Source organism: Bacteroides nordii (assembly GCF_019930665.1).
GTDB classification, from domain to species: domain Bacteria; phylum Bacteroidota; class Bacteroidia; order Bacteroidales; family Bacteroidaceae; genus Bacteroides; species Bacteroides nordii.
Window position 1 is genome coordinate 468,583 of record NZ_CP082886.1, and the last position, 26,816, is coordinate 495,398.

22 protein-coding genes and 1 pseudogene are annotated in these 26,816 nt (G+C 40.0%); 4 read left to right on the forward strand and 19 right to left on the reverse strand.

The annotated features are described in order from the left end of the window. Positions 1 to 6: 6 nt before the first annotated feature. Both K8P02_RS01700 and K8P02_RS01705 read left to right on the forward strand, forming a co-directional pair. Entirely contained in the window at positions 7 to 1,275 is a 1,269-nt protein-coding gene (locus tag K8P02_RS01700) for a glycosyltransferase (RefSeq protein WP_002559515.1), read from the forward strand. Positions 1,276 to 1,290: 15 nt separating this feature from the next. After that, entirely contained in the window at positions 1,291 to 2,691 is a 1,401-nt protein-coding gene (locus tag K8P02_RS01705; RefSeq protein ID WP_025866484.1) for a glycoside hydrolase family 57 protein, read from the forward strand. Between the two features lie 437 nt (positions 2,692 to 3,128). Here K8P02_RS01705 and K8P02_RS01710 read toward each other — a convergent pair whose 3' ends face one another. Together K8P02_RS01710 and K8P02_RS01715 are read right to left on the reverse strand one after the other, a co-directional pair. Next, positions 3,129 to 4,718, reverse strand: a complete 1,590-nt coding sequence (locus K8P02_RS01710; RefSeq protein WP_007484311.1) for a DUF4270 domain-containing protein — start codon at positions 4,716 to 4,718, stop codon at positions 3,129 to 3,131. A 24-nt stretch (positions 4,719 to 4,742) separates the two neighbouring features. Further along, entirely contained in the window at positions 4,743 to 5,567 is an 825-nt protein-coding gene (locus K8P02_RS01715; protein WP_025866483.1) for a glycogen/starch synthase, read from the reverse strand. A gap of 246 nt (positions 5,568 to 5,813) precedes the next feature. Between K8P02_RS01715 and panC the strand changes: the two genes are divergently transcribed. Further along, positions 5,814 to 6,662 carry a pantoate--beta-alanine ligase gene (gene panC / locus K8P02_RS01720; protein WP_002559519.1) on the forward strand — a complete coding sequence of 283 codons (849 nt, stop codon included), beginning with the start codon at positions 5,814 to 5,816 and terminating at the stop codon, positions 6,660 to 6,662. A gap of 22 nt (positions 6,663 to 6,684) precedes the next feature. After that, positions 6,685 to 7,038 carry an aspartate 1-decarboxylase gene (gene panD / locus K8P02_RS01725; RefSeq protein WP_002559520.1) on the forward strand — a complete coding sequence of 118 codons (354 nt, stop codon included), beginning with the start codon at positions 6,685 to 6,687 and terminating at the stop codon, positions 7,036 to 7,038. 85 nt (positions 7,039 to 7,123) lie between these two features. Here the strand turns inward: panD and K8P02_RS01730 are convergent, their stop codons facing one another. The 17 genes and pseudogenes from K8P02_RS01730 to K8P02_RS01810 all read right to left on the reverse strand — a co-directional run bounded on the left by K8P02_RS01730 (position 7,124) and on the right by K8P02_RS01810 (position 26,748). Further along, positions 7,124 to 9,412, reverse strand: coding sequence for a bifunctional dihydroorotate dehydrogenase B NAD binding subunit/NADPH-dependent glutamate synthase (locus tag K8P02_RS01730; protein ID WP_002559521.1), 2,289 nt, complete (start codon positions 9,410 to 9,412; stop codon positions 7,124 to 7,126). A 137-nt stretch (positions 9,413 to 9,549) separates the two neighbouring features. Beyond that, complete coding sequence (gene serS, locus K8P02_RS01735) at positions 9,550 to 10,824, reverse strand: serine--tRNA ligase (RefSeq protein WP_007484316.1); 1,275 nt, start codon at positions 10,822 to 10,824, stop codon at positions 9,550 to 9,552. 226 nt (positions 10,825 to 11,050) lie between these two features. Next, entirely contained in the window at positions 11,051 to 11,320 is a 270-nt protein-coding gene (rpmA, locus tag K8P02_RS01740; RefSeq protein ID WP_002559523.1) for a 50S ribosomal protein L27, read from the reverse strand. A gap of 21 nt (positions 11,321 to 11,341) precedes the next feature. Further along, positions 11,342 to 11,659, reverse strand: a complete 318-nt coding sequence (gene rplU / locus K8P02_RS01745; RefSeq protein ID WP_002559524.1) for a 50S ribosomal protein L21 — start codon at positions 11,657 to 11,659, stop codon at positions 11,342 to 11,344. Positions 11,660 to 11,927: 268 nt separating this feature from the next. Next, on the reverse strand, positions 11,928 to 12,599 hold the full coding sequence (locus K8P02_RS01750) for an HAD-IA family hydrolase (protein ID WP_025866482.1): 672 nt from the start codon (positions 12,597 to 12,599) through the stop codon (positions 11,928 to 11,930). Between the two features lie 92 nt (positions 12,600 to 12,691). Further along, complete coding sequence (locus K8P02_RS01755; RefSeq protein WP_025866481.1) at positions 12,692 to 13,582, reverse strand: TraB/GumN family protein; 891 nt, start codon at positions 13,580 to 13,582, stop codon at positions 12,692 to 12,694. 15 nt (positions 13,583 to 13,597) lie between these two features. Continuing rightward, a complete protein-coding gene (locus K8P02_RS01760) occupies positions 13,598 to 14,110 on the reverse strand; it encodes a C40 family peptidase (RefSeq protein ID WP_007484321.1) in 513 nt (170 codons plus the stop codon). A gap of 6 nt (positions 14,111 to 14,116) precedes the next feature. Beyond that, positions 14,117 to 14,890, reverse strand: a complete 774-nt coding sequence (locus K8P02_RS01765; RefSeq protein WP_002559529.1) for an ABC transporter ATP-binding protein — start codon at positions 14,888 to 14,890, stop codon at positions 14,117 to 14,119. A 134-nt stretch (positions 14,891 to 15,024) separates the two neighbouring features. After that, positions 15,025 to 16,512 carry a DUF5687 family protein gene (locus K8P02_RS01770; protein WP_002559530.1) on the reverse strand — a complete coding sequence of 496 codons (1,488 nt, stop codon included), beginning with the start codon at positions 16,510 to 16,512 and terminating at the stop codon, positions 15,025 to 15,027. Beyond that, positions 16,509 to 19,325: a M16 family metallopeptidase gene (locus K8P02_RS01775; protein ID WP_002559531.1), complete on the reverse strand. Its 2,817-nt coding sequence runs from the start codon at positions 19,323 to 19,325 to the stop codon at positions 16,509 to 16,511. Before K8P02_RS01775 ends, K8P02_RS01770 begins: the two co-directional genes overlap by 4 nt. A 206-nt stretch (positions 19,326 to 19,531) precedes the next feature. Continuing rightward, complete coding sequence (kdsA, locus tag K8P02_RS01780; protein WP_002559532.1) at positions 19,532 to 20,335, reverse strand: 3-deoxy-8-phosphooctulonate synthase; 804 nt, start codon at positions 20,333 to 20,335, stop codon at positions 19,532 to 19,534. Positions 20,336 to 20,447: 112 nt separating this feature from the next. Beyond that, on the reverse strand, positions 20,448 to 21,377 hold the full coding sequence (locus K8P02_RS01785) for a diacylglycerol/lipid kinase family protein (protein ID WP_007484323.1): 930 nt from the start codon (positions 21,375 to 21,377) through the stop codon (positions 20,448 to 20,450). Positions 21,378 to 21,549: 172 nt separating this feature from the next. Then, positions 21,550 to 22,470, reverse strand: a complete 921-nt coding sequence (gene miaA, locus K8P02_RS01790) for a tRNA (adenosine(37)-N6)-dimethylallyltransferase MiaA (RefSeq protein WP_002559534.1) — start codon at positions 22,468 to 22,470, stop codon at positions 21,550 to 21,552. Positions 22,471 to 22,753: 283 nt separating this feature from the next. Further along, positions 22,754 to 23,293, reverse strand: a pseudogene (locus K8P02_RS01795) (TonB-dependent receptor plug domain-containing protein); the annotation flags it as partial. Positions 23,294 to 23,319: 26 nt separating this feature from the next. After that, positions 23,320 to 24,522, reverse strand: a complete 1,203-nt coding sequence (locus tag K8P02_RS01800; RefSeq protein WP_002559536.1) for a hypothetical protein — start codon at positions 24,520 to 24,522, stop codon at positions 23,320 to 23,322. A gap of 14 nt (positions 24,523 to 24,536) precedes the next feature. After that, positions 24,537 to 25,181 carry an ATP-binding cassette domain-containing protein gene (locus K8P02_RS01805; protein WP_025866479.1) on the reverse strand — a complete coding sequence of 215 codons (645 nt, stop codon included), beginning with the start codon at positions 25,179 to 25,181 and terminating at the stop codon, positions 24,537 to 24,539. A 10-nt stretch (positions 25,182 to 25,191) separates the two neighbouring features. Beyond that, positions 25,192 to 26,748, reverse strand: a complete 1,557-nt coding sequence (locus K8P02_RS01810) for a DUF4836 family protein (RefSeq protein WP_002559538.1) — start codon at positions 26,746 to 26,748, stop codon at positions 25,192 to 25,194. Positions 26,749 to 26,816 lie beyond the last annotated feature (68 nt).

The following is a 26,816-nucleotide window of genomic DNA, read 5'->3' on the forward strand; positions in this document are numbered from 1 at the left end:
ACGAAGATGAAAGTTTTAATGTTTGGATGGGAGTTCCCCCCGCATATTTTGGGCGGTTTAGGAACTGCCAGTTATGGTCTGACGAAGGGGATGTCTTTACAAGAAGACATGGAAATAACCTTCTGTATCCCTAAGCCGTGGGGAGATGAAGATCAGAGCTTTTTGAAAATTATCGGTATGAACAGTACGCCGATAGTATGGAGAAATGTTGATTGGGATTATGTCAAAGGCCGTGTTGGTTCTTATATGGATCCACAACTCTACTTTGATTTGCGTGATCATATCTATGCTGATTTCAATTATTTGAATACCAATGATTTAGGATGTATTGAGTTTTCTGGCCGTTATCCGGATAATCTGCATGAGGAGATTAATAACTACTCCATAGTGGCTGGTGTAGTAGCCCGTCAACAGGAGTTTGATATAATCCATTCGCACGACTGGTTGACGTATCCGGCAGGTTTACATGCTAAGCAGGTGTCGGGCAAACCATTGGTGATCCATGTACATGCCACTGATTTTGACCGTAGCCGTGGAAATGTGAATCCGACAGTATATGCCATTGAGAAAAATGGTATGGATCATGCCGATCATATTATGTGTGTGAGTGAGTTGACTCGTCAGACAGTCATTCATAAGTATTTCCAGGATCCGAAGAAGGTATCTACCGTACACAATGCAGTTTCGCCTTTATCGCAGGAGATACAGGATATTGTTCCGAAAAAGAATCCCAAAGAGAAGGTCGTTACTTTCCTGGGACGTATCACTATGCAGAAAGGTCCGGAGTATTTTGTAGAAGCTGCTGCCATGGTGTTACAGCGTACTAAAAATGTGCGTTTTGTGATGGCTGGTAGTGGTGATATGATGAATCAGATGATTCGTTTGGCTGCCGAGCGTGGTATTGCCGACCGTTTCCACTTCCCTGGATTTATGAAGGGAAAGCAGGTTTATGAAGTATTGAAAGCCAGTGATGTATATATCATGCCTTCTGTCTCTGAACCTTTTGGAATTTCACCATTGGAAGCTATGCAGTGTAGTGTGCCAACTATCATTTCCAAACAGTCCGGTTGTGCCGAGATACTGGAAAATTGTATCAAGACAGATTACTGGGATATTCATGCCATGGCAGATGCGGTTTATTCCATTTGTACTTATCCTGCATTGTATGAATATCTGCGTGATGAGGGCAAAAAAGAAGTAGATCAAATCAAATGGGAAAATGTCGGATATAAGGTTCGTGGCATTTACGAAGAGGTAATTAAGAATTATAAATAATAAAATAATATAGATATGAGAACAATCTGTCTTTATTTTGAGATACATCAAATTATTCATCTGAAACGTTATCGTTTCTTCGATATAGGTGCCGATCATTACTATTATGATGATTATGCCAATGAGAATGGTATGAATGAAGTTGCCGAACGCTCTTATATTCCGGCTCTGAGTACATTGATTGAGATGGCGAAGAATTCCAATGGAGCATTTAAGGTGGCATTGTCTATCTCGGGGGTTGCGCTTGAGCAGCTTGAAATTCATGCGCCAGCTGTAGTTGATTTATTGCATCAGCTCAATGATACTGGTTGTTGCGAGTTTTTGGCAGAGCCTTATTCACACGGTTTGTCATCGTTGGCCAATGAGGATTGCTTTAAAGAAGAGGTGATGCGTATGAACGGAAAAATCAAACAAATGTTTGGTAAGGCACCGAAAGTATTTCGTAATTCCAGTTTGATATACTCTGATGAAATTGGCGCACAGGTGGCTGCAATGGGATTTAAAGGCATGCTGACGGAAGGAGCTAAATATATTTTGGGTTGGAAGAGTCCCCATTACGTATATCATTGTAATCAAGCTCCCAGCCTGAAGTTATTGTTGAGAGATTATAAGTTGTCAGATGATATTAGTTTGCGCTTTTCCAACTCTGACTGGAGCGAATATCCGTTGTTTGCCGATAAGTATATTAGTTGGATTGATGCTTTACCGCAGGAAGAACAGGTAATTAATATTTTCATGGAGTTGAGCGCTTTAGGTATGGCTCAGCCGCTTTCTTCTAATGTATTGGAATTCCTTAAAGCGCTTCCGGCTTGTGCAAAAGAGAAAGGGATCACATTTTCTACTCCAACGGAAATTGTTACTAAACTGAAATCTGTTTCTCAATTGGATGTTCCGTATCCTATCTCATGGGTGGATGAGGAAAGAGATACGAGTAGCTGGCTGGGTAACGTCATGCAGCGTGAAGCTTTTAATAAGTTATATAGTGTAGCCGAGCGTGTACACATGTGCGATGATCGTCGTATAAAACAGGACTGGGATTATTTGCAAGCAAGTAATAACTTCCGTTTCATGACTACAAAGAATACGGGTATTTATTTGAATCGTGGTATATATGATTCTCCGTATGATGCATTCACTAACTATATGAATATTTTGGGCGACTTTATTAAGAGAGTAAATTCATTGTACCCGGAAGATATTGACGACGAGGAGTTGAATTCGCTGCTCACTACCATTCATAATCAAGGTGAGGAAATTGCAGAACTGCATAAAGAATTGGATAAGTTGCACGCAAAAGCTGAAAAAGCCAAAGCACCTAAAGTGGCAGCTAAGTCCAAAGTGGCCGAAGAAAAAGTGGTGAAGGCTACTCCTAAAAAGACAGCAGTAAAGAAAGTAGCTGCAAAGAAGAAAGAATAATCATTTAGAATTGGAATATTTTCTTATTTGCCTCTCAAAGTTGTAAACAGCTCTGAGAGGCAATTTTTTTATAGAGCTTTGTGGAGGGAAGAATATGCTTTTTAGTAGTTGTGAACTCTTGAACTGCATAAAAATAAAGGTTTATCCGACAAATGTGTAGTTGTCGAAAAAGTAATTATACCATTTATTCAAGAAGGTAGGTAAGGTAGAATATGAATGGCTTGTTTTTATGTAATAGACTGATTTATAGTAAGTATAAACTTTCTGTTTAAACTTGGTCAAGAGTGTACCTTCTTGCAAAGTAAATCTGAAATATTAAAAAACGCATTAACAATATTAACGAGTTATGTATTTGGCAGATGAACCAAAATACAAAATAAAAAAGGTGTCTCGGAATTTATCCGGACACCTCTTACATTAATGGTATGTTATCTCTGTTATTTTTTATCTTTATCGTCGAAGGAAGTATAAATAACTTCCATTGATAAGCGATCTCCTTCTGATCCACCTTTCAGTTTGGTGTATCCAGGTTGTAAATCATTGAGTACACTGATAATGCTACCCAACGCGGTACTGGTATTTTGATCTCTTGTGATAGTTACCGGAACGAGAGCTACTTTATTCCATTGTGTAGCTTTCTCCCATGCTTCGATAGTGGTAACAGGTGTTCCTGTATCAACGTCCAAAATACCCTCTATCTTTCCATCGTTTGCAAGTGCTATGACTGCTGCATCTCTTTCTGCACGACATGTATTAATCAATCTTGCTATATTGGGGAAAACATATTGATTCGTATTAATGGCATTATGTTGAGCAATATAGGTTGTAATGTCATCATTGACTTTATTCTTTTTAAAGAAATCATCCTTTTCTTTTTCACGCACCAATAAAACATAACTGGGAGCACCCATGCTGAACTTATTCTTATCATTGGTTTGATTGTAATTAGTAAAAGTTAATCTAACTACATTTAGTGTATCATTACGCAATGAATCCAGAATACCCTTTTGGCTATCGTTATTGTTGTTTAGTAACGGTAATGTAGCCTGGGTGTAAATACCCGCTGGAGTTTTAAGATATGTACAACCTGTCTCTTTTACTTTATCCTTGATCTTATCTTCATCACTTCTGAAAGAATTGGCTTGAATGATTTCTTTAGTTGCAGCAAATGTTCGGTAACTATAATAGGTGGAGTCTTCTTCACTATTGTACTTCTTCATGTTTTTACCACTATCTTCTTCTTTCATATAACATTGGAATATGACATGCATTTCTATCTGGTCAATATAAAGAATAGTACCGTCTCCGTAATCGTTTTTAACATAGATACCTTTGAACAGGTCTCTGAATATATTTGCGAAATTTTTGCCCCCTTTTTCTGCTTCTCTACTTGCTTTATAAATTTCTTGTCCTAATTCATAAGGTAAAGTAACGGTTACAGAAGGAATATATCCACTTAGATTTCTAATAGAATCTTTTACAGATCTATCTACAGCTGTATACGCCTTTCGTCCCAATAAAAAATTAGCATCATTTTTAGGATAAAAATCTTCCGGGTTAATGTCGGTATAGTATGCAGCCTCTTTGTCTGCAGCTAAGTTCTTGTCTAATCTATAAACGCTCAGACGGGAAGCTGTCAGTGAATCACCAAAATAAGTCCTGTAAGCTAACGTTAATTCCGTACGATAAGTTTTGTCTTCGACCATGATTGCATCCGGATCATCCGGGTTTTCCGGGTTGTATACTGCCGGGAAACTGAAGTTGTCAGTACAATGTAGCTGTGTTAGAAATCCGGCTTCGTAATAACCAAATTCCTGATCTGTAAATTTCCCTAAATAACCAGTACTTGTTTTAGCGAAAACCTGTTCGGCAAGCTTAGACTCGGTTGCTACTTCAAATGTTGCCAGTTTTCCGTTAATAGTCTGGTCACCACCCGGAAACATTCCTAATCCCAATGTACCGGTATTATCGTCACATCCCCAAAAGGTGAGAGATAATAGGGCTACCCATAGATATTTTACTTTCATGATCGTCGTATCTTGATTCTAATTTTATTTTTGTTCAGCTTCCCACACCTTGTCGTAAAACTCGTTGCAAGCACTTGCGTAAACGTCCGGAGTCTGATAATCGAGTACCAATTTTCCGGATTGACGGGCATAATCCATGATGTCTTCGTTGATATGTTCACTGTTTTGTATCACTCCGTCGGAATAATCAACTGCGAGTTTACACAATGCAGCGTAGTCTGCAGGTTCTTTTAGTGTAGCTACATCTTTCTTATTAATGCCCTTCAACATGAGTTTGGTTGCAAAGTCATTGCTAAGAGTGTTTTTGAAATCATCCTCGTATACAGAGAATATTACTTTGGCATCCCGGAAGGACGGTTCGTCTTTATATGCTTTCTTGATATACAATGGAGCCAATGCAGTCATCCAACCATGACAATGAATAACATCCGGAGTCCAGCGTAGTTTTTTTACAGTTTCTAATACGCCTCTGGCATAAAAGATGGCTCGACTGTCGTTATCATCGTATTCTACTCCATTCTCATCAGCCGTTTGCATTCTATTCTGGAAATAATCATCATTATCAATGAAGTACACCTGCATACGTGCCGATTGTATGGAAGCAACTTTAATAATCAATGGATGGTCGGTATCATCAATGATCAGATTCATACCGGAAAGACGTATCACTTCATGCAGTTGATTTCTACGTTCGTTGATATTTCCCCATTTGGGCATAAATGTTCTGATCTCTCTGCCTTTTTCCTGAATAGCCTGAGGCAGGTTTCTACCTATATTAGCCATTTCAGATTCTGAAACGTAAGGAGTAATCTCTTGTGTAATAAATAAAACCTTATTCGCCTTTGTCATAATAACAATCCTTCTCGTAAATATTCTGCAAAGATATAAAAAAAAAAGGGCATTAAAGCAAGCTATTGCGCGGTATAATTCCTTATGAATTGTTAAGTTGTTGATTATCAGTCGTTGTTTGTCGCTTGCCCGTTCCGGTTGCTTCTCTTCCTTTTGCATTAATTTGCGATATTTCTTCTTTATATGGTAAATAATGGTTTATTTTGCACAGTTTTTTAAACAAGATAGAATAATAAACCAATTAAAATGAAAATAATACATACGATCAAGGACTTACAGACTGAATTGTCGGAACTGAAAGCCCAAGGGAAAAAAGTGGGTCTGGTACCTACTATGGGTGCTTTGCATGCGGGGCACGCATCACTTGTGAAGCGTAGTGTAAATGAGAATGATGTAACGGTAGTGAGTGTTTTTGTAAACCCAACTCAGTTTAATGATAAGAATGATTTAGTGAAATATCCACGTACACTGGATGCTGATTGTAAATTATTAGAGTCTTGTGGAGTAACTTTCGTATTTGCTCCTTCGGTAGAAGAAATATATCCGGAACCGGATACACGCCGGTTTAGTTATGCGCCATTGGATACAGTGATGGAAGGGGCTTTTCGTCCGGGACACTTCAATGGTGTGTGTCAGATTGTGAGTAAGCTGTTTGATATTGTGAAGCCGCATTGTGCTTATTTTGGTGAAAAGGATTTTCAGCAATTGGCTATCATTCGTGAAATGGTACGTCAAATGAAGTTCGATCTTGAAATAGTAGGTTGCCCCATCGTTCGTGAAGAAGATGGGCTGGCATTAAGTAGCCGTAATGCCCGTTTATCGGCAGAGGAACGTGAAAATGCTTTAAATATTTCTCGGACTTTATTTAAAAGTCGTACCTTTGCAACCACTCATTCGGTGAGTGAGACGCAAAAGATGGTGGAAGATGCTATTGCTGCTGCACCGGGACTTCGCCTGGAGTATTTTGAAATAGTAGATGGAAACACTTTGCAGAAAGTTGGAGATTGGAATGATACTTCGTATGTAGTAGGTTGTATAACTGTTTTTTGCGGAGAAGTGAGGCTGATCGATAATATTAAATACAAAGAAGTTTAAACCTAAAAAAGACCAAATCCCTATGATGATTGAAGTGCTAAAGTCGAAGATTCATTGTGCACGTGTCACAGAAGCAAATCTGAATTACATGGGTAGCATTACGATTGATGAAGACTTGTTGGATGCGGCTAACATGATTGCTGGTGAGAAGGTGTATATCGCTGACAATAATAACGGTGAGCGTTTTGAAACCTACATTATCAAAGGTGAACGTGGTTCGGGTAAAATTTGCCTGAACGGTGCTGCAGCGCGGAAAGTGCAACCGGATGATATTGTGATTATCATGTCGTATGCATTAATGGATTTTGAAGAAGCTAAATCGTTTAAACCGACAGTGATTTTTCCGGATCCGGTAACGAATAGTGTAGTGAAATAAAAGAGAGTATAACTCTTGATATATATAAAGAAACGCCGCTTGCTATTGTGTAAGCGGCGTTTCTTTGTTCTTATTCGATCTGATTTTATTTTTTCAGTTGTTCATTCATAGCTGCTGCTGCTTTGCGCCCATCACCCATGGCGAGGATCACTGTAGCACCACCACGTACGATATCACCACCGGCATAGATCGTAGGGATAGACGATTGCATATTATCATTTACAGTAATTGTACCTCTGCGACCTACTTCCAGCCCTTTGATAGAACTGGGTACAATCGGATTAGGTGATACCCCAACACTGACAATAGCTAAGTCGATATCAATTGTTTCTGTTGCACCGGGAATGGCTATCGGACTACGGCGACCAGAGGCATCCGGTTCTCCGAGTTCCATTTTTTGTAGGATTACCTGTTTTACGCGTCCCTGTTCGTCGGCTATATATTCAATCGGATTGTGCAGGGTAAGGAATTCTACTCCTTCTTCTTTGGCATGCTTAACTTCTTCCAGACGGGCAGGCATTTCTTCTTCTGAACGGCGATAGATAATCATGGCGCGTTCAGCACCGAGGCGCTTTGCTGTACGAACAGAATCCATAGCAGTGTTGCCACCACCAATGACAGCCACATTTTTACCAAAAGCAACCGGGGTGTCAGAATCAGGACTGGCAGCGTCCATTAGATTAACACGAGTCAGGTATTCATTGGATGACATAATGTTGATCGAGTTCTCTCCGGGGATATTCATGAAGTTTGGTAATCCTGCACCGGAAGCCACGAAGATACCTTTGAAGCCTTCTTCTTCCAATTGTTCTACACTGATCGTTTTACCAACAATACAGTCTTTGATAAATGTCACCCCCATTTGGGATAGATTATCAATTTCAACATCCACAATTTTATTAGGCAGACGAAATTCGGGGATACCATATTTCAATACGCCTCCTATCTCGTGCAATGCTTCAAATACAGTAACGTCGTATCCGTACTTTGCCATATCACCTGCAAAAGAAAGGCCCGCAGGGCCGGAACCGATTACAGCTACTTTGACGCCATTCTTTTCTGCTATTTCAGGGACAGAGATTTGTCCGCTTTCCCGTTCGTAGTCAGCAGCAAAACGTTCGAGGTGGCCGATGGCAACTGCTTCTTTACCCATTTTCAGATGAATACATTTTGATTCACACTGTTTCTCCTGAGGACACACACGACCACATACAGCAGGCAATGCACTGGTTTCTTTCAGCGTTTTGGCTGCTTCCAGGAATTCACCACGTTCAATGTTTTTAATGAAACGGGGAATATCGATTCCAACCGGACAGCCACCCATGCAGCCTGGATTAGCACAATCCAAACAGCGTTTGGCTTCCATGACAGCTTGTTCTTTGGTCAGTCCCTGATTTACTTCCTCTTTACGACTGTGCGAACGATATTCGGCATCAAGCTCGTTCATTTTGCAACGTTCAATGTTAGAGCGTTCTTTGGCTTTTATACTTTTGCGTAGTTCTTCACGCCAAACAGCGTTACGGCTGTTTTCATCTACTGTTTTGGTAGCTTCACAATGTGTTTCAAGTTTGTGCATCTCTTCTCGTTCTACGCTTTTGAAAGCGCCCATGCGTTTTAGCATTTCGTCGAAGTCTACCTGGTGTCCATCAAATTCCGGACCATCTACGCATACGAATTTAGTCTTTCCGCCGATGGTGATACGGCAGGCACCACACATACCGGTACCATCTACCATAATGGTATTTAATGATACATCTGTCGGGATTTCATATTTTTTGGTCAGCAGACAAACGAATTTCATCATAATGGCAGGACCGATAGCGAAACATTTGTTTACTTTTTCGCGCTTGATTACTTCCTCTACACCCTCTGTCACGAGTCCTTTGCGTCCGTAAGAACCGTCATCTGTCATAATGATAACTTCATCTGAGCTTTCGCGCATCTCCTTTTCAAGGATAATGAGTTCTTTGCTACGTCCTGCAAGGACAGTAATCACACGGTTCCCAGCTGCTTTTAAAGCCTGTACGATAGGAAGCATAGGAGCGACACCTACACCACCACCGGCACAAACTACAGTTCCGAAGTTCTCGATGTGTGTAGCTTGTCCCAGCGGACCTACAACATCGGTAATGTAATCACCTTCTTTCAGTTCGCAAAGGCGGGTAGAAGAGAGACCTACTTCCTGTACAACCAGCGTGATGGTACCTTTCTTTACGTCAGCGCCTGCGATGGTTAACGGCATACGTTCTCCTTTTTCGCCTACACGAACAATGACAAAATGTCCTGCTTTACGTGATTTTGCTATCAGAGGAGCTTCTATCTCCAGTTTAAACACTTTCTCAGAAAAATGTTCTTTGCTAATGATTTTGTTCATTATCTAATTAATTTGTTGGAATTACTACGTAACTGCTATCAGAATGATATTTTGGCAAAGATACAGCTTATTTGGGAAATAATAAAAGAAAAGCCGCCTTTTTGGGGCAGCTTCCTTTTTATCTATACTAATTCTTTTTAATCGATCATTTCAAATCCGCAGTATGGAACCAATGCTTTTGGTATTTTGATTCCTTCCGGTGTCTGGTTGTTTTCGAGCAATGCAGCGACGATACGAGGTAATGCCAGAGCCGAACCATTCAAGGTGTGGCAAAGCTCTGTTTTCTTTTCTCCACTGCGATAACGACATTTCAAACGATTTGCCTGGTAAGTATCGAAGTTGGAAACGGAGCTAACCTCCAACCAGCGCTTTTGTGCTTCTGAATATACTTCGAAGTCAAAGCAAAGAGCGGCTGTGAAACTCATGTCACCACCACAAAGGCGGAGAATACGATAAGGAAGTTCTAATTTCTGTAACAGACCTTCTACGTGATTCAGCATTTCCTGATGCGATTGTCTGGAATGTTCCGGCTTGTCGATGCGTACCAGTTCTACTTTAGAAAATTCATGTAAACGATTCAGCCCGCGAACATCTTTACCGTAAGAACCGGCTTCACGACGGAAGCATTGTGTATAAGCACAGTTCATAATAGGGAGCTGTTTCTCATCCAAAATGACATCACGATAAATGTTGGTTACCGGCACTTCTGCTGTTGGTATAAGATAAAGATCGTCTACTTCGCAATGATACATCTGACCTTCTTTATCCGGAAGCTGTCCTGTTCCATATCCGGAAGCTGCATTTACTACTGTCGGAGGCATGATTTCCATATAGCCAGACTTACGTGCTTCGTCCAGGAAGAAATTGATGAGAGCACGTTGCAGTTGTGCACCTTTACCTTTATAAACAGGGAAGCCAGCTCCGGTGATTTTTACACCGAGATCGAAATCGATGAGGTCATATTTTTTTGCCAGTTCCCAATGAGGAAGAGCATCTTTGGGAAGCTCAGTCTCCATACCGCCTATTTTTTCCACTACATTATCTTCGGCTCCTACACCTTCGGGAACTTCATCATAGGGCACATTAGGAATCGTATACAACAGATTCTGAAGTTCTGTTGCAGCATCTGTCATAGCGGTATCTAATGCTTTATTGCCTTCTTTCAGTTCGGCAACACGGATACGGGCAGTCTCTGCTTCTTCTTTTTTTCCTTCTTTCATTAACTGACCGATAGTTCTCGACAATGAGTTAACTTCTGCCAGATTCTTATCTAATTCATTCTGTGTATTACGTCTCTTGTCGTTCACTTCAATCACCTTGGCAATAGTTGCAGCGGCATCTTTAAAGTGCTTCTTTTCCAAACCGCGAATTACCGCGTCGGTATTTTCTGTAATTTGTTTAATAGTAAGCATATCGATACTTTTTTATGAACATTTATCTTTGAGTGCACAAAGATAATGCAAACCGAGAGCAAAATAAAATGAACTCGTTCATTTTTTATGCCAAGGTGCAGCTTATTTTTGCTTTTCTGCAAAGATTAATAAAAATACAGAGATGCTATCCCTTTGAGTGCATAAAAAAGAAAGGAGATACAATTACCTGAATTGCATCTCCTCCTTTATTTCTTAATTGTAAACTTTATGCTTCTGTCTTTTCGGCAGGGATGATAGATACATATCTTCTATCTTCTCTGGTTACTTTGAAGCTAACAGTTCCGTCTACTAAAGCGAAAAGAGTGTGGTCCTTACCCATACCGATGTTTTCACCCGGGTGGAATTCAGTACCTCTTTGACGAATGATGATATTACCTGCTTTGCAAGCTTCGCCACCAAATATCTTAACGCCTAATCTTTTGCTGTGTGATTCGCGGCCGTTCTTAGAACTACCGACACCTTTTTTATGTGCCATTTCTTCTTACTTTTAAATTGATTAAGCTACTACTTCTGTGATTGTTAACTCTGTGAACTGTTGGCGATGACCATTCAGTTTTCTGTGACCTTTTCTTCTTTTCTTGTGGAAAACAAGTACTTTATCACCTTTTACCAAATTTGAAACAACCTGGCAAACAACTTTTGCACCTTCTACAGTAGGAACACCTACAGTAATGTTTCCGTCTTTGTCTACCAAAAGAACCTTGTCGAATTCTACTGTTGCACCGTTTTCTGCATTTTGGATGTGGTGTACAAACAGTTTTTTGCCAGCTTCTGCTTTGAACTGCTGACCGTTAATTTCTACAATTGCGTACATCTTATATTAAATGTATAAGTTAGCTCCGTCGGGTGGTCTTTAATCACTTAAGGAACACTTTGTCGAACCCGGTGCGGAATAATCGGGCACAAAAGTACAGAAATAATTCTTATCGGGCAAATTTTTCTTTCTTTAATTTCTATGCAATCTCTATTAGCTCACCGTCTATTACTGTCAATGAGAAAACTTTATGTTAATTACAGTACAAGTATAGCTAATAAGATGATGGTAAACACACAACGCATGTTTCAGGTCATGAAGCTATCTGTCATGTATTCCGGAGGAGAAAAAGTGTTTTCGGCAAATCTGTTAGTTCACGGAGATTACTGATTATTTTCACATGTGGATATTGAGCCAGCTCTTCAGACCGGGTTACTCCACTTGTTATCCCTGTGAAACTGACGCCTGCTGCCTGGGCTGTTTCAGCGTCAACGGTACTGTCTCCTATGTACATTGTTTTTTCCGGTGTGACATTCAGCTTTTTCATGGCAAACAATAATCCTTCGGGGTTAGGTTTGGGATGACTTACGTCTTCGCCTCCGACAATGATATTGAACCATTCTTCAGGGAGCTGCTTTCTCATAAAGTCTTGAATGCGGAAACGATATTTGGTGGAAATAATTCCGAGGCGATTCCCTTCTTCTTTTAGTTTGAGTAGGGTAGGAAGGGTGTCGTCAAAGAGATGAGTATTGATATTCATATATTGGTCTGACTCTTTGGAATACTCTTTTCTAAGCGCAGCCAATTGTTCGGTATCCATAATTCCGGTGAGTATGCTAAATGACTCTTCAAGAGTTTTACCAATCGTACGTTTGATAGCATCATCCGTAACGTTTGTATAGTTATGTCGCTGAAGTACATTTCTGAAGCAAAGAATAATGCCGCAGGATGAATCTGCCAATGTATAATCAAAGTCGAATAAGTAGGTAGTGTAGCTCATTTGTCCCATTTTGGGGTAAAGGTAGAAAGATTAGTTTAAAAGTGTACACTCGGTAAGGTGAAAGTGTACACTTTCTATTGATTATCAGGTTTCTATTTAACTGGATCTACAGTATATCCCTGTTGCTTTAACAGGTTCAATATTCCATTTTCTCCCGGTAAGTGTAAAGCACCGACGGCAATAAATGTCGGAGCTTCTTTCATAATGGCAGGTAATTGTTTCGCCCATTTTTTATTACGGTCATCAATCAGCGTTGCTTTTTCTTGTGGAGTCATTTCACATTGTGGACCTCCTAACGATTCATCTGCAATTTTACTCATTGCGTCTAAATCCTGTGTCATATAGGTGGCAGTTAGTCTTTGGGTTTGATCAATGGTTGGTTCCACATTATTCAACATGCAGAGTAATTGTTCGGTTTGACGTTTCAGGGATGTTTGGTTATATAGCAAATTCATTTGGAATTCAATAGTTTCAAGTCCGTTTGTTTTTTTCCCTTTTTCGGTGGCTTGTGTCTGAAAGTAAGTGTCCAGTTGTTCCTGTGGATTATAGCCACCTACGTGCTTCATATAGAGAATCACTACCAGATTATTACTGAGAAAGGCTGGTTTAACTTTAGGCATCATGGCTATGTCAAACATCAGATTCTCTTTTGCAAATTTATTGATTTGTTCGTATTCTTCCTCTGTAAATAGTGATTTGAAAGTAGTATCTGTTTCGGTGGTCATATACTTCTTCATCATTTCGGCTACCTTGGTGGGACTTTGCATTTCACTCATTTTCAATTCACCATATACTTGTTTTGTATTATCAAGTGCTGCCTGCAATCCCTGGATACTATCTTTTATGCTGAGTGCAGCAAGGTGATGTGTTCCCATAACATAGGAGGGTTGCGTTAGTCCGTTACCAGATATTTTCCACAATAATTGTGCGTTCGCACTGAATGCGAAACATAAAATGAAAAGGCTTCCTAAAATCTTCTTCATATTTATTATTTTTGATTAGCGAACTCTGCCACCGGATATCCAGTGTTTTGTATAATACGGTTCATTCAGATGACTGATGATAACCCCTTGGCTGGTACTGGCATGAATGAACTTGCCATTCTTTAGATAAATACCTACGTGCGCTACCCGTTTTCCAGAACGGCTACTGGTGAAGAATACTAAATCACCTTCACGTAGATTACGTTTGGTTATCTTGTTACTTTCTTTCTTTTGAGTATCTGTACTACGAGGTAATTTTGTGTGATACACTTTTTTATATAGCTGGCATGTCAATCCGGAGCAATCAGTTCCTCGTTTATTGTCTCCACCGGCACGATAGGGAGTACCTATCCATTCGGAGGCTTCAAGGTAAAGTTTGTGATTATCTTCCAGATTGATGTCCATTCCCAGACGAACGGAAGCTCTGGCGAGTGCCTTATAGTCCAGTCGTGGAGCAACCGAACGGCAGGAACTAAGACTTAATATCAATCCTAACACTGCACATGTATATATAAAGTGTTTCTTCATCTGCTTTTATTCTTCTGTTCGGGTAGTTGTTTCTTCCGTTTCAGGATTGGCTACTTCTTTCTCTTGAATAAAATCGTCTACATTAACATTGAAGTAATCTTCCAGTTCTTTTTCTGCTGAATTGTTTTCGTTTTGAATATCACGAATGATAACTCCATGCTCAAGTAGTGCAATACGTGGACACACATCCACCGTATGATTCAGATTGTGACTGGAAATGATGACTGTGGCATTATGCTCTTCGTTGTATTTCTTCAGCAAATGTTTAATAACAGATTGTGAACTCGGATCAAGGAAGTTGAATGGTTCGTCCAGTATCAGCAGCTGCGGGTAGTGTAACATTGCTGAAATAATACCGATCTTTTGTTTATTTCCGGCAGAGAAGTTACGAATAAACTTCTTTTGTCCTACTACTTCGCCGTTCATAAAACGTTCAAACTGTGTCAGGCGTTCGTCTACTTCTTCTTTCTTTAGACCGTACATTTTACCAATGAAGTAGAAATACTCTTCTGGGGTAAGATAATCTATCAAAAAGCCATCATCAATAAAAGCCCCCGTGAATTTTTTCCATTCTTCACTTTTACTTACGTCTATATCGTTAATAGTAACATTACCTGCATCTGTTTTGAGCAAATCCAGTATTAACCGGAATAGAGTTGTTTTTCCAGCTCCGTTATTTCCCACCAGACCAAGCATTTCACCTTGGTTGATGATATAATTCTCAATATCTACGGCTTTCTTTTCACCGAAATTCTTTTGCAGTTTATTTATGGTAATCATGCCTTTTAGTGATTAGTTTTTAGTGATAAGTAATAAGTTTCTGGTGTTTAGTGATTAGTGATAAGTGATTAGTACCATGCGGTATGATAGTGCAGTCTGCTAATCATTTATCGCTAAAACGCTAATCACTATTTTTATTCTCTACTGTCTCTGAATCCTTCCATGTTTTTGTAGCGGCGTTTCATGAATCGGTTGTACACATTTTTTAGCCAAATGCGTGAAGTGAGTACAAATCCTAATCCGATGACAAGCAATACCCATGAAGTAGCTGTTTCTCCCAGACCTATTTTCAACAATGCATAGAGTAACAGGGGTATACCGAAAGTGGCAGCGCTAATTAAACTTTGCAGTCCTGTACCCGCATTCTGGCGGCCGGTGATTTTGGCATTCAATGGCATTGTTTTGACATTGTAAACAGCCATCTGGAACAGGCAGAAATAGATGAAACCTATTGTGAATACTGCCCATGAGATAGAAGTCAGTACACTGATTTTACCCATTACCATTGCTGGTATAGTCAGAATAAGTGGGATAAGGATTCCGATACTATACAACATATATTTTGCACGAAGCAGGGTATAGATAGACTCTTTGCGACTCATAAGTCCGTCAATATAATTGCCTTCATAACTCATTATTTGCAGAAGAAAGAGGATACCGAAGATTGCAAAGTTGTAAACGGTAATGAAGTTCTTCATACCAGTTCCGTCATATACCTCCGTAAAGCTGAGTAATAAACTGAAAGCAATTACGACCAGAATTACCATGCGGAGTGAGTTTTTACAAGCCTTATTGCGTAATAACATTTTCAATTCTAAGCGCATATATTCACCTACCTCTCCGTATTTTTCGAAAAACTTATATTCCGAAGCATTTATTTTTGTGTCTTCCACTTTATTGAGTTCAGCGTATATCAATCCTGCCATTAGTTTTCGGTTGATAAACCACATCGCGGCAATGGCTGCCAGAGTGGCGATGAAAACTAACCAGTTACCCTCAATATAGCCTTCACCCCAATTGATAAAGAATTTGGCAACTATACTTTTGTCTTCAGGAATAAGGATTGCAGCCGCAATACCACCATATACTAACAGGGGAAGCATAATCCACCAGATACGTTCACTAATTAGTGTACGACATAGCAGAAACCAATAATTGTTGAAAATCATTAGTAACCAAATACCTGTGCAATAAGTAAAGACTCCCCAAATTCCGAAGAATTTCGGAATTGTAATGATGGCAAACGGCACAAACATAAAGAGCCAGATGAGGTTATAACTGCTCAGCCCTGAACGGATGAGCAGGAAGTCTATTACTCTATTTCGCTGTACCGGCATCAGGAGGTAAGGTTTTACCTCCTGTGTCGGTGTTTTTTGCAGCGGAAAGCGCAATATGAAGTCAAGTGCAAGGATAAATACCAGACCACTGTTTAGTATATGGTAAGGTTCCATGCTATTCGTGTCGAAAGCGAAAGCAAACGTTGTTCCGAAAAACATAAGATATCCTGCCCAGAAAACCGCCATGGCATACATGGCGTATTTCCCAAACCGGTTTTTATCATACATCGGATGGCGTTTGGCAGCCAGCTTACCGTGTTTGCGCAATTCGTTAAAAAGCATCATTTCTTCTCTGGGCTAACCATGGTGACTTCTACTTCATTTTTCTGCTTCAACAGTTCGTCGGCAAACTTCTGAATATCTTTTGTTGTGATACTGTTAACCATGTTCTCATAGTCTTTCATCATATCTACTCCAGTGAAGAGATATTCGTCGATATTTCCCAACCAATAGCTGTTCTCTTTCAAATCTTCTTTATGCTTTTTCAGCATATACTCTTTTACTTTATTGAGGTTAGCTTCCGACGGTCCGTTTTTAGCTAGATTTGCAGCTTCGGCGAAAATGATCTCCATCAATTTGTCTTTCTTTTCGGGCGCTGTCTCGAAAATAATTTGCAAGAAAGCATTTTCTTTGGGATATTTGGCAAGGTTACCACCTACATATACACCGTAAGTACCACCTTCGTCTTCACGAACTTTCTCTGTATATATCAGATCAAGAATCTGACTGGTCATACTCATAAGCAGGTTATTCTTCTGATCATATTTACATTTGCCATTATACAGTACAAGGACAGAAGCTTTGGGAGTTTCCTGTTGTCTGATGAATTCATTTTTGTAAGTTCCCTTACGCATTTCCATTTTGGTATCTTTGAACGTCTCTTTGCGGTTAATAGCAGGAAGAGCTCCTAAATACTCGGCGATCAGTTCTTTATCTTTTTCGATGTCTATATTACCAACAAGGATAAAAGTGAAATCACTTGCATCTTTATAGCGGTCTTTGTACATCTCCATGAGTTTGTCGTAATCAATTTGATCTATCATGTCAGCTTTCATACGGATAGCTCTCGGATGGTGGTTATATACAGTAGCCTGGATAGAATCACCGAATGCAACAGACGGATTTAATTCCTGGTTCTGCAAGGACGCTTTGCTGCGATTCTTGTAAGACGCAAATGCATCGTCGTCTCTGCGTGGAGCAGTGAATGTCAGATAAGTAAGCTGCAACATCGTTTCAAGGTCTTTCGGAGAACAGCTACCATTTACACCTTCTGTTTTGTCACCAATGCTGTAACTTACCGATGCCTTCTTACCTGCCAATACTTTTTCAAGGTCTACAGCACTGAAATTACCTAAACCACCGGCACTGATAGCGTCCAATGATTTGATATTAATAATCTCAGAGTCGGGGAATAATGAACTACCACCCAGACTGACACCTTTCATACGTATTTCGTCAGCTTTAAAGTCTGTCTTTTTTAAGATAACTTTTACACCATTGGATAAAGTAAGTTCAGTAGTACCGAAAAGAGGATTTTCCTTTTCAGAAACAATCTTACCACCCTGAGGTTTTTCAGCCATTAATGGTTCATCGGATACTTTGTCAACATAAGCCGTTAATTTCTCTGTTTTAGCGTCGTTAAGCATTTTGAGAACGGCATCTTTTGTCGGTAATTTGAGTCCTTCTTTTTCGGGACCGAAAATAGCTACTACCTGGTTACTGTCTGTAACCAAAGCTTGCATCATTTGGTTCAATGCTGCTACAGGAATGTTCGGAGCTATCTGGTTGATGATAGCATATTCATTTTCAATACCTGGAATCGGTTCTTTGTCGAGGAAGTTACGAACATATTCGTTCACATATGTTTCGTTTTTACGTTTATCACGTTCGTTGTATGCAGATTCCAATTGGCGCAGGTATTCTGCGCGGGCACGGCCATACTCTGTCTCTGTGAAACCAAATTGGCGTGCACGTTCCATTTCGCGTAACAAATTAGCAATTCCGTCTTCTACCGATCCTTCTTTACAGACAACTACACCAGTGAAAGCGCTTTTGGTTTTGGCAACAAAGAATTCACCTTCAAAAGTTCCGGCATAAATAAAAGGAGGGTTAGCAGTTTGCGTAAGTTCGTTCAAACGGGCGTTCAACATGCTGCTGATGAGATTGGTGGCATAGTTTTGTACCATGTATCCCATGTTGTTCTTCTGATCATCCGGGGTTGCATCGTGTTTGTTGAAGATAAGTGCCTGGATATGGGGCTGTTCTTTATCCTGCTCGATGATTATAATAGGTTCTTTGTTATCATTTACCGGATAGTAAACACGTTCGGCTGCTTCAGGTTGTGCAGGAACATCGGCAAACATTGTTTTGATTTTAGCTTCAATTGCATCTACATCGATATCACCAACTACAACGATACCTTGCAAGTCGGGGCGATACCATTTTTCGTAGTAATCTCTTAAAGTCTGATACTTGAAGTTCATAACTACGTCCATTGTACCAATTGGGAAACAAGTTGCATATTTAGTTCCGGCAAACATTTGTGGAAGCATTTTTTCCTGCATACGCTGCATGGCACTCATACGCGTACGCCACTCTTCATTGATTACGCCACGTTCCTTGTCAATTTCTTTTGGATCCAGGGTTAAATCATTAGACCAGTCATGTAGAATCAATAGACAGGAATCAATGGCGCCCGGAACAGTAACCGGGACATTTGAAATATTATAAACCGTTTCGTCTACAGAAGTGTAAGCATTTAGATTTTCACCAAACTTCACACCGATACGTTCCAGATATTGTTTCAATGCATCACCGGGAAAGTGAGTGGTTCCATTGAAGCACATGTGTTCAAGGAAGTGCGCCAAACCGCGTTGATTTTCTTCTTCCTGGATAGAACCGACTTTCTGAGCGATATAGAAATCGGCACGATTTTCCGGAAGTACATTTTTACGGATGTAATACGTAAGTCCGTTATCGAGTTGGCCGATGCGTACGTTCGGGTCGACAGGGATAGGAGGCAATTGAGCAAATGCCTGCTGAAAGCTGCAGCATATAATTACTGCTGCAACAAATAAACCACGAAATAAATGTTTCATATCTAATGAGTTTTAATAAATGTTTTGTACTATCTGTCGGAGGAGGGAAAGATAAATCACAAAAAGTAGTGAATTAGTGATTAATGATAAGTGATAAGTGATTAGCTGGCTTGCGCTATCACTCTGCAAAGTACTTATCACTAATCATTAATCACTAATTCACTAACTTACTTGTCACTTATCACTTATCACTAATCCACTTATCACTATTTTATCGCTTCTCTGATTCTTACCAGTTTCGTTAGTAAACCTTCAAGTAAGTCCAGTTTCAGCATATTGGCACCGTCACTTTTGGCTATTGCCGGATTCTCATGGGTTTCTATGAAGAGTCCATCTGCACCAACTGCAATTCCGGCTTTAGCGACGGTTTCTATCAATTGGGGCATTCCACCTGTGACTCCACTGGTTTGGTTGGGTTGTTGTAAAGAATGGGTCACATCCAGGATTACGGGGAAACCGAACGTTTGCATTTCCGGAATGCCACGATAGTCAACTACGAGATCCTGATAACCGAAAGTTGTTCCACGTTCAGTCAGCATTACCTCTTTGTTACCGGCTTCTATAACTTTAGCTGCTGCAAATTGCATTGCCATCGGAGAAAGAAACTGCCCTTTCTTTATGTTTACCACTTTTCCTGTTTTAGCAGCCGCAACCAGAATATCTGTTTGTCTACAAAGAAATGCAGGGATTTGGAGTACATCCGCATATTCAGCAGCCATTGCTGCTTCCTCAGCCGAGTGAATATCTGTAACGGTGGGTACTCCGAATGTATCATGTACTTTCTTTAATATCTTCAATGCTTTTTCGTCGCCTATTCCCATAAATGAATCCAGACGTGAACGGTTGGCTTTACGATACGAGCCTTTAAATACATATGGGATTTTTAGAGTTTCAGTGATATTGACTACTTTTTCTGCAATACGCATTGCCATATCTTCACCCTCTATTACACAAGGACCGGCAAGCAGGAAAAAGTTGCCGGAGGGATTGTTCTTTAATTGTTCTATCATAATAAATAATTAGTTAATTTACCAATACGGTCATATGCCAATTGTTATGCGTCCTGTTTCTCCGATAGCGCAGCCAATTGGCACATTGGCATATCGGCACATTGAAGCATTACTAATTGGGTATAATCAGAGTTATCTTTTCCGGCAGGATACCTATTTCCAGTGGAAAGTGCTTGGGTAAGATTCGTCCGTCCAGATCAACGGCGGCATTCTTTGCACGGAGTACTTTTACCTTCTTTGTTCGGTAACTTTTTACTACTTTATGATTTAGTATTCGTCCCTGAATCAGCATCCATAGCCCGGACATGGTCTGCAAGAGCTCCGGACGGTAGATAACCGAAACATCCAGCCATCCATTGTAAGGCACAGCGCTTGGAGTTTGCCCGTAACCATAGGCACTACCCACACATACGGTCATAATACGCCCCCGGATGTGTTCGTCATTGATGCGGAGATGCATTCTGTACAGGTTTCGTTCAAAAAATAACAGGAAGAAGGCCGCCAGGTATGAGAGAAATTTGACTCCTCCCCAAAAACGTTTGGTTCCGTCGGTCACTTTCACGATACGTGCACCAAAGCCGATGTTTATGGCATTGAGAAAGTAACGGCGTTGGTGTTGTTCGCCATCGTAGAAATTACAATATCCTACATCAATTTTTCTCCGGCGGTTATTGATAATCCAGTCTACTGCCTGTTTGTAGTCCATGCCGATATCCCAGTATCGGGCAAAGTCATTTCCTATACCATTGGGTATGATGCCGATAGCGATACTTTCTTTATGAGTAGCGTTGGAAAGCATTATACCATTGATTGCGTCGTTCAGAGCACCATCACCGCCTACTACTACAATGGTAGTATAGCCATTATTTGCCAGAATTCCGGCAAGTCGTTCTACTGAACCGAAACCTTCGGACTGTACATAGTCGTATGACACACCTTTCTGGTCCATGTACTCTTTGATTTCTTTCCATCGTTTTTGCACCTTCCGTGTTCCGGCTTTGGGATTGTATATTACGCCCCATTTTCCTGGTTCTACGCTCATCTCTCTGATCTATTATTTAAAAATCATCTCTTCTGATTAAAAAACTTCCTGCTTAGAGGTCTTTTAATGGAATAGTTCTCGTACTTTATCCTTTTCTTTGACTTGATTTATATACTTTCTTGCAAAGATAGTATGTGGTTAAAGTATCTGTTTTTTTCTGTTGCCAAAGATACTAAATACCTTTGAGCTTTTGCTTTACAAAAGCTATCTTTTCTTCTGTAGGCAACGTTGCATCCACCCAGTGAATGGTGAATCCTCTTCTTTCCATTCCCCTAAACCAAGTCATTTGCCGTTTGGCAAATTGATGGATGGCGGTTTCCAGTTGGGCGAACATTTCTTCGTAAGTAAGTTTCCCAATGGCGTATAGTGTCAGAAATTTGTATTCCAGTCCATAATAAATCAAATCTTCTGCTTTGATCCCTTGTGCAAGTAACTGTTTTACTTCATCTACCATACCTTCGTCCAAACGTTGTCTCAATCGCCGGCTGATTTTTTCCCGACGTAAATCCCGGTCAATATCTACTCCGATGATCAGACTATTGAGTTGTGGAAATTCTCGTTCTGCTATTGGATGCTTGGCATAATACTCTTCTATTTCTATGGCCCGTATCGCACGTTTCACTGTATCTACATCAGTCGAATTGTGCAATGTCTTGTATTGTTGAAGAATCCCGGTCAGTGTTTCCAACGATTTATCTGCCAATCGTGTTCTCAATTCCGGGTTCTCGGGTACCGGCATTAACCGGTATCCTTTCAATACGGACTCCAGGTACATGCCCGTCCCTCCACATAAAACGGGCAGGCATCCTTTTTGTTTAATAGTCTCATAAGCTTTTAGAAAATCACGCTGATACTCAAAAACATTGTATTTATAACCTGGCTCCACTATATCAATCAAGTGATAAGGTATTTCTCTATCATTAATAGTATAGTCGGCAAGATCTTTACCTGTACCCAGGTCCATGCCCCGGTATATTTGCCGTGAGTCTGCACTAATGATTTCGGTGTTTAGTTCTGCAGCCAGTGCGGTAGCAAATGGAGTCTTTCCCGAAGCGGTAGGACCAAGAATGGTAATTAATTCATAGTCTGGCATAGTTGTATTTTTTATAAAATAGACATACAAAGATAAGAAAAAGTAGTAACTAATCAATTGGAAGGCTGATTAATCGTTTTCGTAAAACGACAGATTTTGCCGTTCTTACTAACTCCTTCGATAACAATATCCTGAGGGGCTGTACTGTCTGGCATATAATATTCAATGGTCGCTGTTCCATCAGCATTCCATTGTAGTTCCGGATTCCAGTAGATTGTGGTACGTAGATCGGTTGTAGTGTTCTCTTTCTTCTGTGGGGTATCATAAGTGGGATGATATCTGCAAATCGGATTTTGGCCAGATAATTGTTTTTAGTGTCCGGTTGATATTCAATTGTAGAGAGGATAGTGACATCAATAGAGTTACCTATTTGGAGATTACGGGAATAAAAAAATACCGGATCTTCATTCTGCATCCAGTTAGTGTATCCTCTGATGTAGTAATCTCCTGCAGGAAGCGTACTTGGTAAGGTGAAAGCATTTTGAAATCCCAAAGAATCCCGTTTGATTTTCTTTCGTAGTATGACGGAGTCAGTACGATTAATTAATTCTGTGATGATAAAGTTACTTTTAGGATTCTCCAGGTGGCTGGTTGCATTTACTAAATAACCTTTGTACCAAATGTTATCTCCGGCTCCATAGTATGGCTTATCTAAATGTAGATATAGTTTTTCCTGATGGGTGCCTTGTAACTGATGAAAGTAAGAAACAACACTATCCAACTTATTTTGTGCTGAAAGCATCTGGAGAGGAGTAAACAATACCTCCCATAAAAAGATTGCGACAGTATATTTGTGTACTATAGGAAGTGTTAGGTTTTTCATGGTAGTTTTTTTGTTTTGTGTGATCTTTAATGGTGTCCTCGCCAGATGGAATATACTTTTTTGCGGATAGTAAACAGATTGAAAGCAGAGACGATAACAAATAAAAGTATCCCGACGGTAATAGCCGGCCAGAGTGAACCGATTTCCAGTTGTGGAAAGAGTAAGCTAAGTGTAGCGGTATAAGAATGACGTAACCAGGCTACAAGGCTGATCGATACAATAAGAACCACTATATTTAGCCCTAAAGTTAATGTCTGATAAGGGCGCGCTACTCTTGCCGGGCTGTAACCGATAAGCAATAGGTTTTCGAGCTTGGTAGTGTTTTTTTGCAACAGAAGGAAGATGCTTAACATCAATATATAGAAAGAAAGTACACTGATAAAGAGCCCCACCCCCAATACAATGCCAACAATGAGGCGGAGAAAATAGGTTGTTTTCCCTGCATCCAGTTTACCATCTTCGGTTTCGTATCCTTTTTGCTGGAAATATTTGGCAATGGAGGCATCTGCAGGGTTTCCTACTTCGATGATGAGGCGTGACGGTTGTGCTTCTGCTTCCGGAGCGAAATTTTTATTTGCCCATACCATAAAAGATTCCGGTACCAATATCGTATTCAGTCGGTTGGAGAAACCGACAATGTTTCCTTTGTACTGTTCTACACGTCCGTTTCCACGCATCATGATGTCCATTTGTACAAGGCTCATTACGCCCTCGGAGAGCTTGGGCAGACTGCGGCTTTGAGCAAATCCGAAGTTGTACAGATTCAGGTAATTGCGTGGAATAATAATGGGGATAGTATGTGTCTCTTCGTCAAAATGCCATTTGTCGAGTTTTACATCTACGTATTCATCGGGCACCGCTTCAAAGAACATGTCTGTAGAAAGACGGATACCGGCTTCTTGCATACCCAAACCAGCTGACACCTTAAATTGTGAAGGAGTAAATGCACCTACACTTTTAGTAAAAGGTTGTTTCTTGAGATTCTCTATCTCTTGTGGAGAGAAAGTATTGCTTTTTCCGGCAAAAGCCCCAAGGGTACTTATTTTTTTGGTGGTAATGATATAATCTTTCTTCATGAAACTATCTCCCTCTGTAAACATAGGGATAATATCTTTATAAAACTGTACGCTGAGCAATACAATAACCATACCAAACAGATTGGCAAGAAAGAAACCGGCAAGCTGGCCGATACTGATATGTTGACGAAGAAGTTTCCAGATAAGTTTCATATTTGTATGATCTGTTACAGGCGTAATACTTGGTTATAAGGCAATTCGATCTGTTTTCCGATAGAAGTAACAATAACTCCCGCACCTTGTTTTCCGGCTTCTTCCGTTAGCAGACTACTCATAATTTGTCCATTATAATCGTCCAGATGGCTGATAGGTTCGTCCAGAAAGATAAAGTCGAAAGGCTGACATAGTGCACGGATAAAGGCAACACGTTGCTGTTGGCCAAAAGATAATTTTCCGGCCTTTATATTGGCTTTGTCGGCAATGCCCATTGCATCAAAAAGAGCAAGAATCTCTTTTTTCTTTTTATATCCGGTCAGATTACTTTTTAATTGAATATTCTCGAGTGCTGTGAGTTCGGAGAAGATGCGCAAATCTTGAAAAAGCATACTCAGTGAATGCTTGCGTAGGTTGACCCACTGCTCTACTGTGTATGCCTTGATATTAGTCTCATCGAAATTTATAATACCTTGATAATCGCTTCGATAGCCATATATATAACTACATAATGATGATTTTCCGGTACCGGAGGCTGCTTCAATCAGATACATTTCTCCTTTGCGGAATATAATGTTCTTATGCCAGATATCCGATGTGATAGAATTACGGTCAGCAAACACTTGGGGAAGTGTTTGCTGCAGATGAATTGTTTCCATGTTCAGAAAATTACATGCCGGCAAACTTCTTGGCGAAGTTTACAATTTGTTTCAGCGAGTTGGTGTCTTTGTCTTTCAGAACGAGGTCTATTTCACTAACACCGTCGCTTACGTTGCTTATTTCCAGATAACTAATTTGTGATGCCAGGTTATAGTACATTTGGTACTCTTCACCTCCGAAGCCTACCATCATTTTTACAATCGGGAGTTCGAGGATAGCATCCATGTTAACAACAAAGAAGAAGTTCTTTCCTTTCATATCCGAAGCATAGGCAACGTCTTTTATAGATTTATCAGCTGCTTTGTCAATGTTTTTATAAAGTAATTCATCATTTGTAGCATACATTTGCTTGTCTTTAAGCCCAAAGAAGATATTCATAGCTCTTGACTTGTACACATATTCATTTTCACCCAATTGAACGATATCTTCACCTTTTTTCAGATTCAGTGCTTTTTTATTGTCATAAAGAGCTTTTAGTGCATTTCCGTTTTTTACATCTGCATAAGCTACGAAAGCAGGATCTTTACCCATAGTTACATTGATCAGTCCGGCAGATATATCACCGTTGAATGAAGCGAACAGGGCTTTCACTTCTTCTGCTTTGGAAATAGATACTGTGTTACGGAATTCTTCATTTTCCTGTAACAGGTTGTACAACTCTTCTCCATTGGCTCCTACACTCATAAATGCGATGGTTGATGCAGGGAAATATTTAAGGAAAGTATTATTCAGTTTGATCGTTGCCTTCTCCTGTTTTTTCAACATGGCTTTGGCTTCTTCGTTCTCTGTATAGTATTCAAAAAGTAGAGCAATCTTTCCTTTCTCAAAGCTAAGACTACCAAGAGCCATTATATCTTTGGGATCTATTTTTATGCCGGTTAAACCCAAATTCAGCTGGCGTGTGTATTCTTTAGGAAGTGCAGCTAAAGATGCAAAGAAATTAATATCACCTTTCTGTTTTTGCATCTTCTGGAAACCAGCGTTATTAGCGATACTTTTTTCAGCGGTTTGTTTCATTAGCTCGCTGATCATCTTCTGAGCATTTTCCATTTGTGATGTACTGCCCGTCTGTACCAGCATAACTGTTGTTTCGTTAAAAGCAAAGATGTCACGTTGTCCCATTCGTGTATAACTATAATCGTCTGCTGCTTCTATGGGTTGGCAGATTTGTTCTTTCACCATTATATCCAGTGAAGTATGCAGTTTATCCTGGTCCGACACTTTAGCTACCAGAGCTGTATATGGAAAACTGGTTGCAGTGAATGCATATACAGGTGCATCCACATCTATTCCTGATTCTTTAGGGTTATTCAAGACTTTTTCTAATTGTTGGAAAGTTGCCGCAGTAGTTCCACTTTTCAGCGCCTCTATCATCTTTTGTTTGGCTGCTTCATTCTCTTTGTCTTTCAGTCCGGATTTATCAGCCAGTGATTTCAAATGGATAGATGCTACGGCCGAAGCGTCAGCAGGTATAACATTTGTGTATTCCGATTTCTTTGAACAAGCTGCCATGAATACCATCAGCACTACCAGCACTGAAAGTCGGGAAATCATTCTTTTTGCCATAACTATTTGTTTTTTAATTGATGTATTTTTTAGTGATAAGTGAGTAGTGATAAGTGATTAGTACCATT

Excerpts from the sequence above, each read along its gene's own strand:
- K8P02_RS01715 (WP_025866483.1), bottom strand. The coding sequence starts at position 5,567 with ATGACAAAGGCGAATAAGGTTTTATTTATTACACAAGAGATTACTCCT.
- K8P02_RS01710 (WP_007484311.1), bottom strand. The coding sequence starts at position 4,718 with ATGAAAGTAAAATATCTATGGGTAGCCCTATTATCTCTCACCTTTTGG.
- K8P02_RS01775 (WP_002559531.1), bottom strand. The coding sequence starts at position 19,325 with ATGAAACATTTATTTCGTGGTTTATTTGTTGCAGCAGTAATTATATGC.
- K8P02_RS01705 (WP_025866484.1), top strand. The coding sequence starts at position 1,291 with ATGAGAACAATCTGTCTTTATTTTGAGATACATCAAATTATTCATCTG.
- miaA (WP_002559534.1), bottom strand. The coding sequence starts at position 22,470 with ATGCCAGACTATGAATTAATTACCATTCTTGGTCCTACCGCTTCGGGA.
- rplU (WP_002559524.1), bottom strand. The coding sequence starts at position 11,659 with ATGTACGCAATTGTAGAAATTAACGGTCAGCAGTTCAAAGCAGAAGCT.
- K8P02_RS01765 (WP_002559529.1), bottom strand. The coding sequence starts at position 14,890 with ATGATTACCATAAATAAACTGCAAAAGAATTTCGGTGAAAAGAAAGCC.
- K8P02_RS01805 (WP_025866479.1), bottom strand. The coding sequence starts at position 25,181 with ATGGAAACAATTCATCTGCAGCAAACACTTCCCCAAGTGTTTGCTGAC.
- K8P02_RS01770 (WP_002559530.1), bottom strand. The coding sequence starts at position 16,512 with ATGATGCTTTTTAACGAATTGCGCAAACACGGTAAGCTGGCTGCCAAA.
- K8P02_RS01800 (WP_002559536.1), bottom strand. The coding sequence starts at position 24,522 with ATGAAACTTATCTGGAAACTTCTTCGTCAACATATCAGTATCGGCCAG.
- panD (WP_002559520.1), top strand. The coding sequence starts at position 6,685 with ATGATGATTGAAGTGCTAAAGTCGAAGATTCATTGTGCACGTGTCACA.
- K8P02_RS01810 (WP_002559538.1), bottom strand. The coding sequence starts at position 26,748 with ATGGCAAAAAGAATGATTTCCCGACTTTCAGTGCTGGTAGTGCTGATG.
- K8P02_RS01750 (WP_025866482.1), bottom strand. The coding sequence starts at position 12,599 with ATGAGCTACACTACCTACTTATTCGACTTTGATTATACATTGGCAGAT.
- K8P02_RS01700 (WP_002559515.1), top strand. The coding sequence starts at position 7 with ATGAAAGTTTTAATGTTTGGATGGGAGTTCCCCCCGCATATTTTGGGC.
- serS (WP_007484316.1), bottom strand. The coding sequence starts at position 10,824 with ATGCTTACTATTAAACAAATTACAGAAAATACCGACGCGGTAATTCGC.
- panC (WP_002559519.1), top strand. The coding sequence starts at position 5,814 with ATGAAAATAATACATACGATCAAGGACTTACAGACTGAATTGTCGGAA.
- rpmA (WP_002559523.1), bottom strand. The coding sequence starts at position 11,320 with ATGGCACATAAAAAAGGTGTCGGTAGTTCTAAGAACGGCCGCGAATCA.
- K8P02_RS01760 (WP_007484321.1), bottom strand. The coding sequence starts at position 14,110 with ATGAAGAAACACTTTATATATACATGTGCAGTGTTAGGATTGATATTA.
- K8P02_RS01755 (WP_025866481.1), bottom strand. The coding sequence starts at position 13,582 with ATGAAGAAGATTTTAGGAAGCCTTTTCATTTTATGTTTCGCATTCAGT.
- kdsA (WP_002559532.1), bottom strand. The coding sequence starts at position 20,335 with ATGATAGAACAATTAAAGAACAATCCCTCCGGCAACTTTTTCCTGCTT.
- K8P02_RS01785 (WP_007484323.1), bottom strand. The coding sequence starts at position 21,377 with ATGAGCGTAGAACCAGGAAAATGGGGCGTAATATACAATCCCAAAGCC.
- K8P02_RS01730 (WP_002559521.1), bottom strand. The coding sequence starts at position 9,412 with ATGAACAAAATCATTAGCAAAGAACATTTTTCTGAGAAAGTGTTTAAA.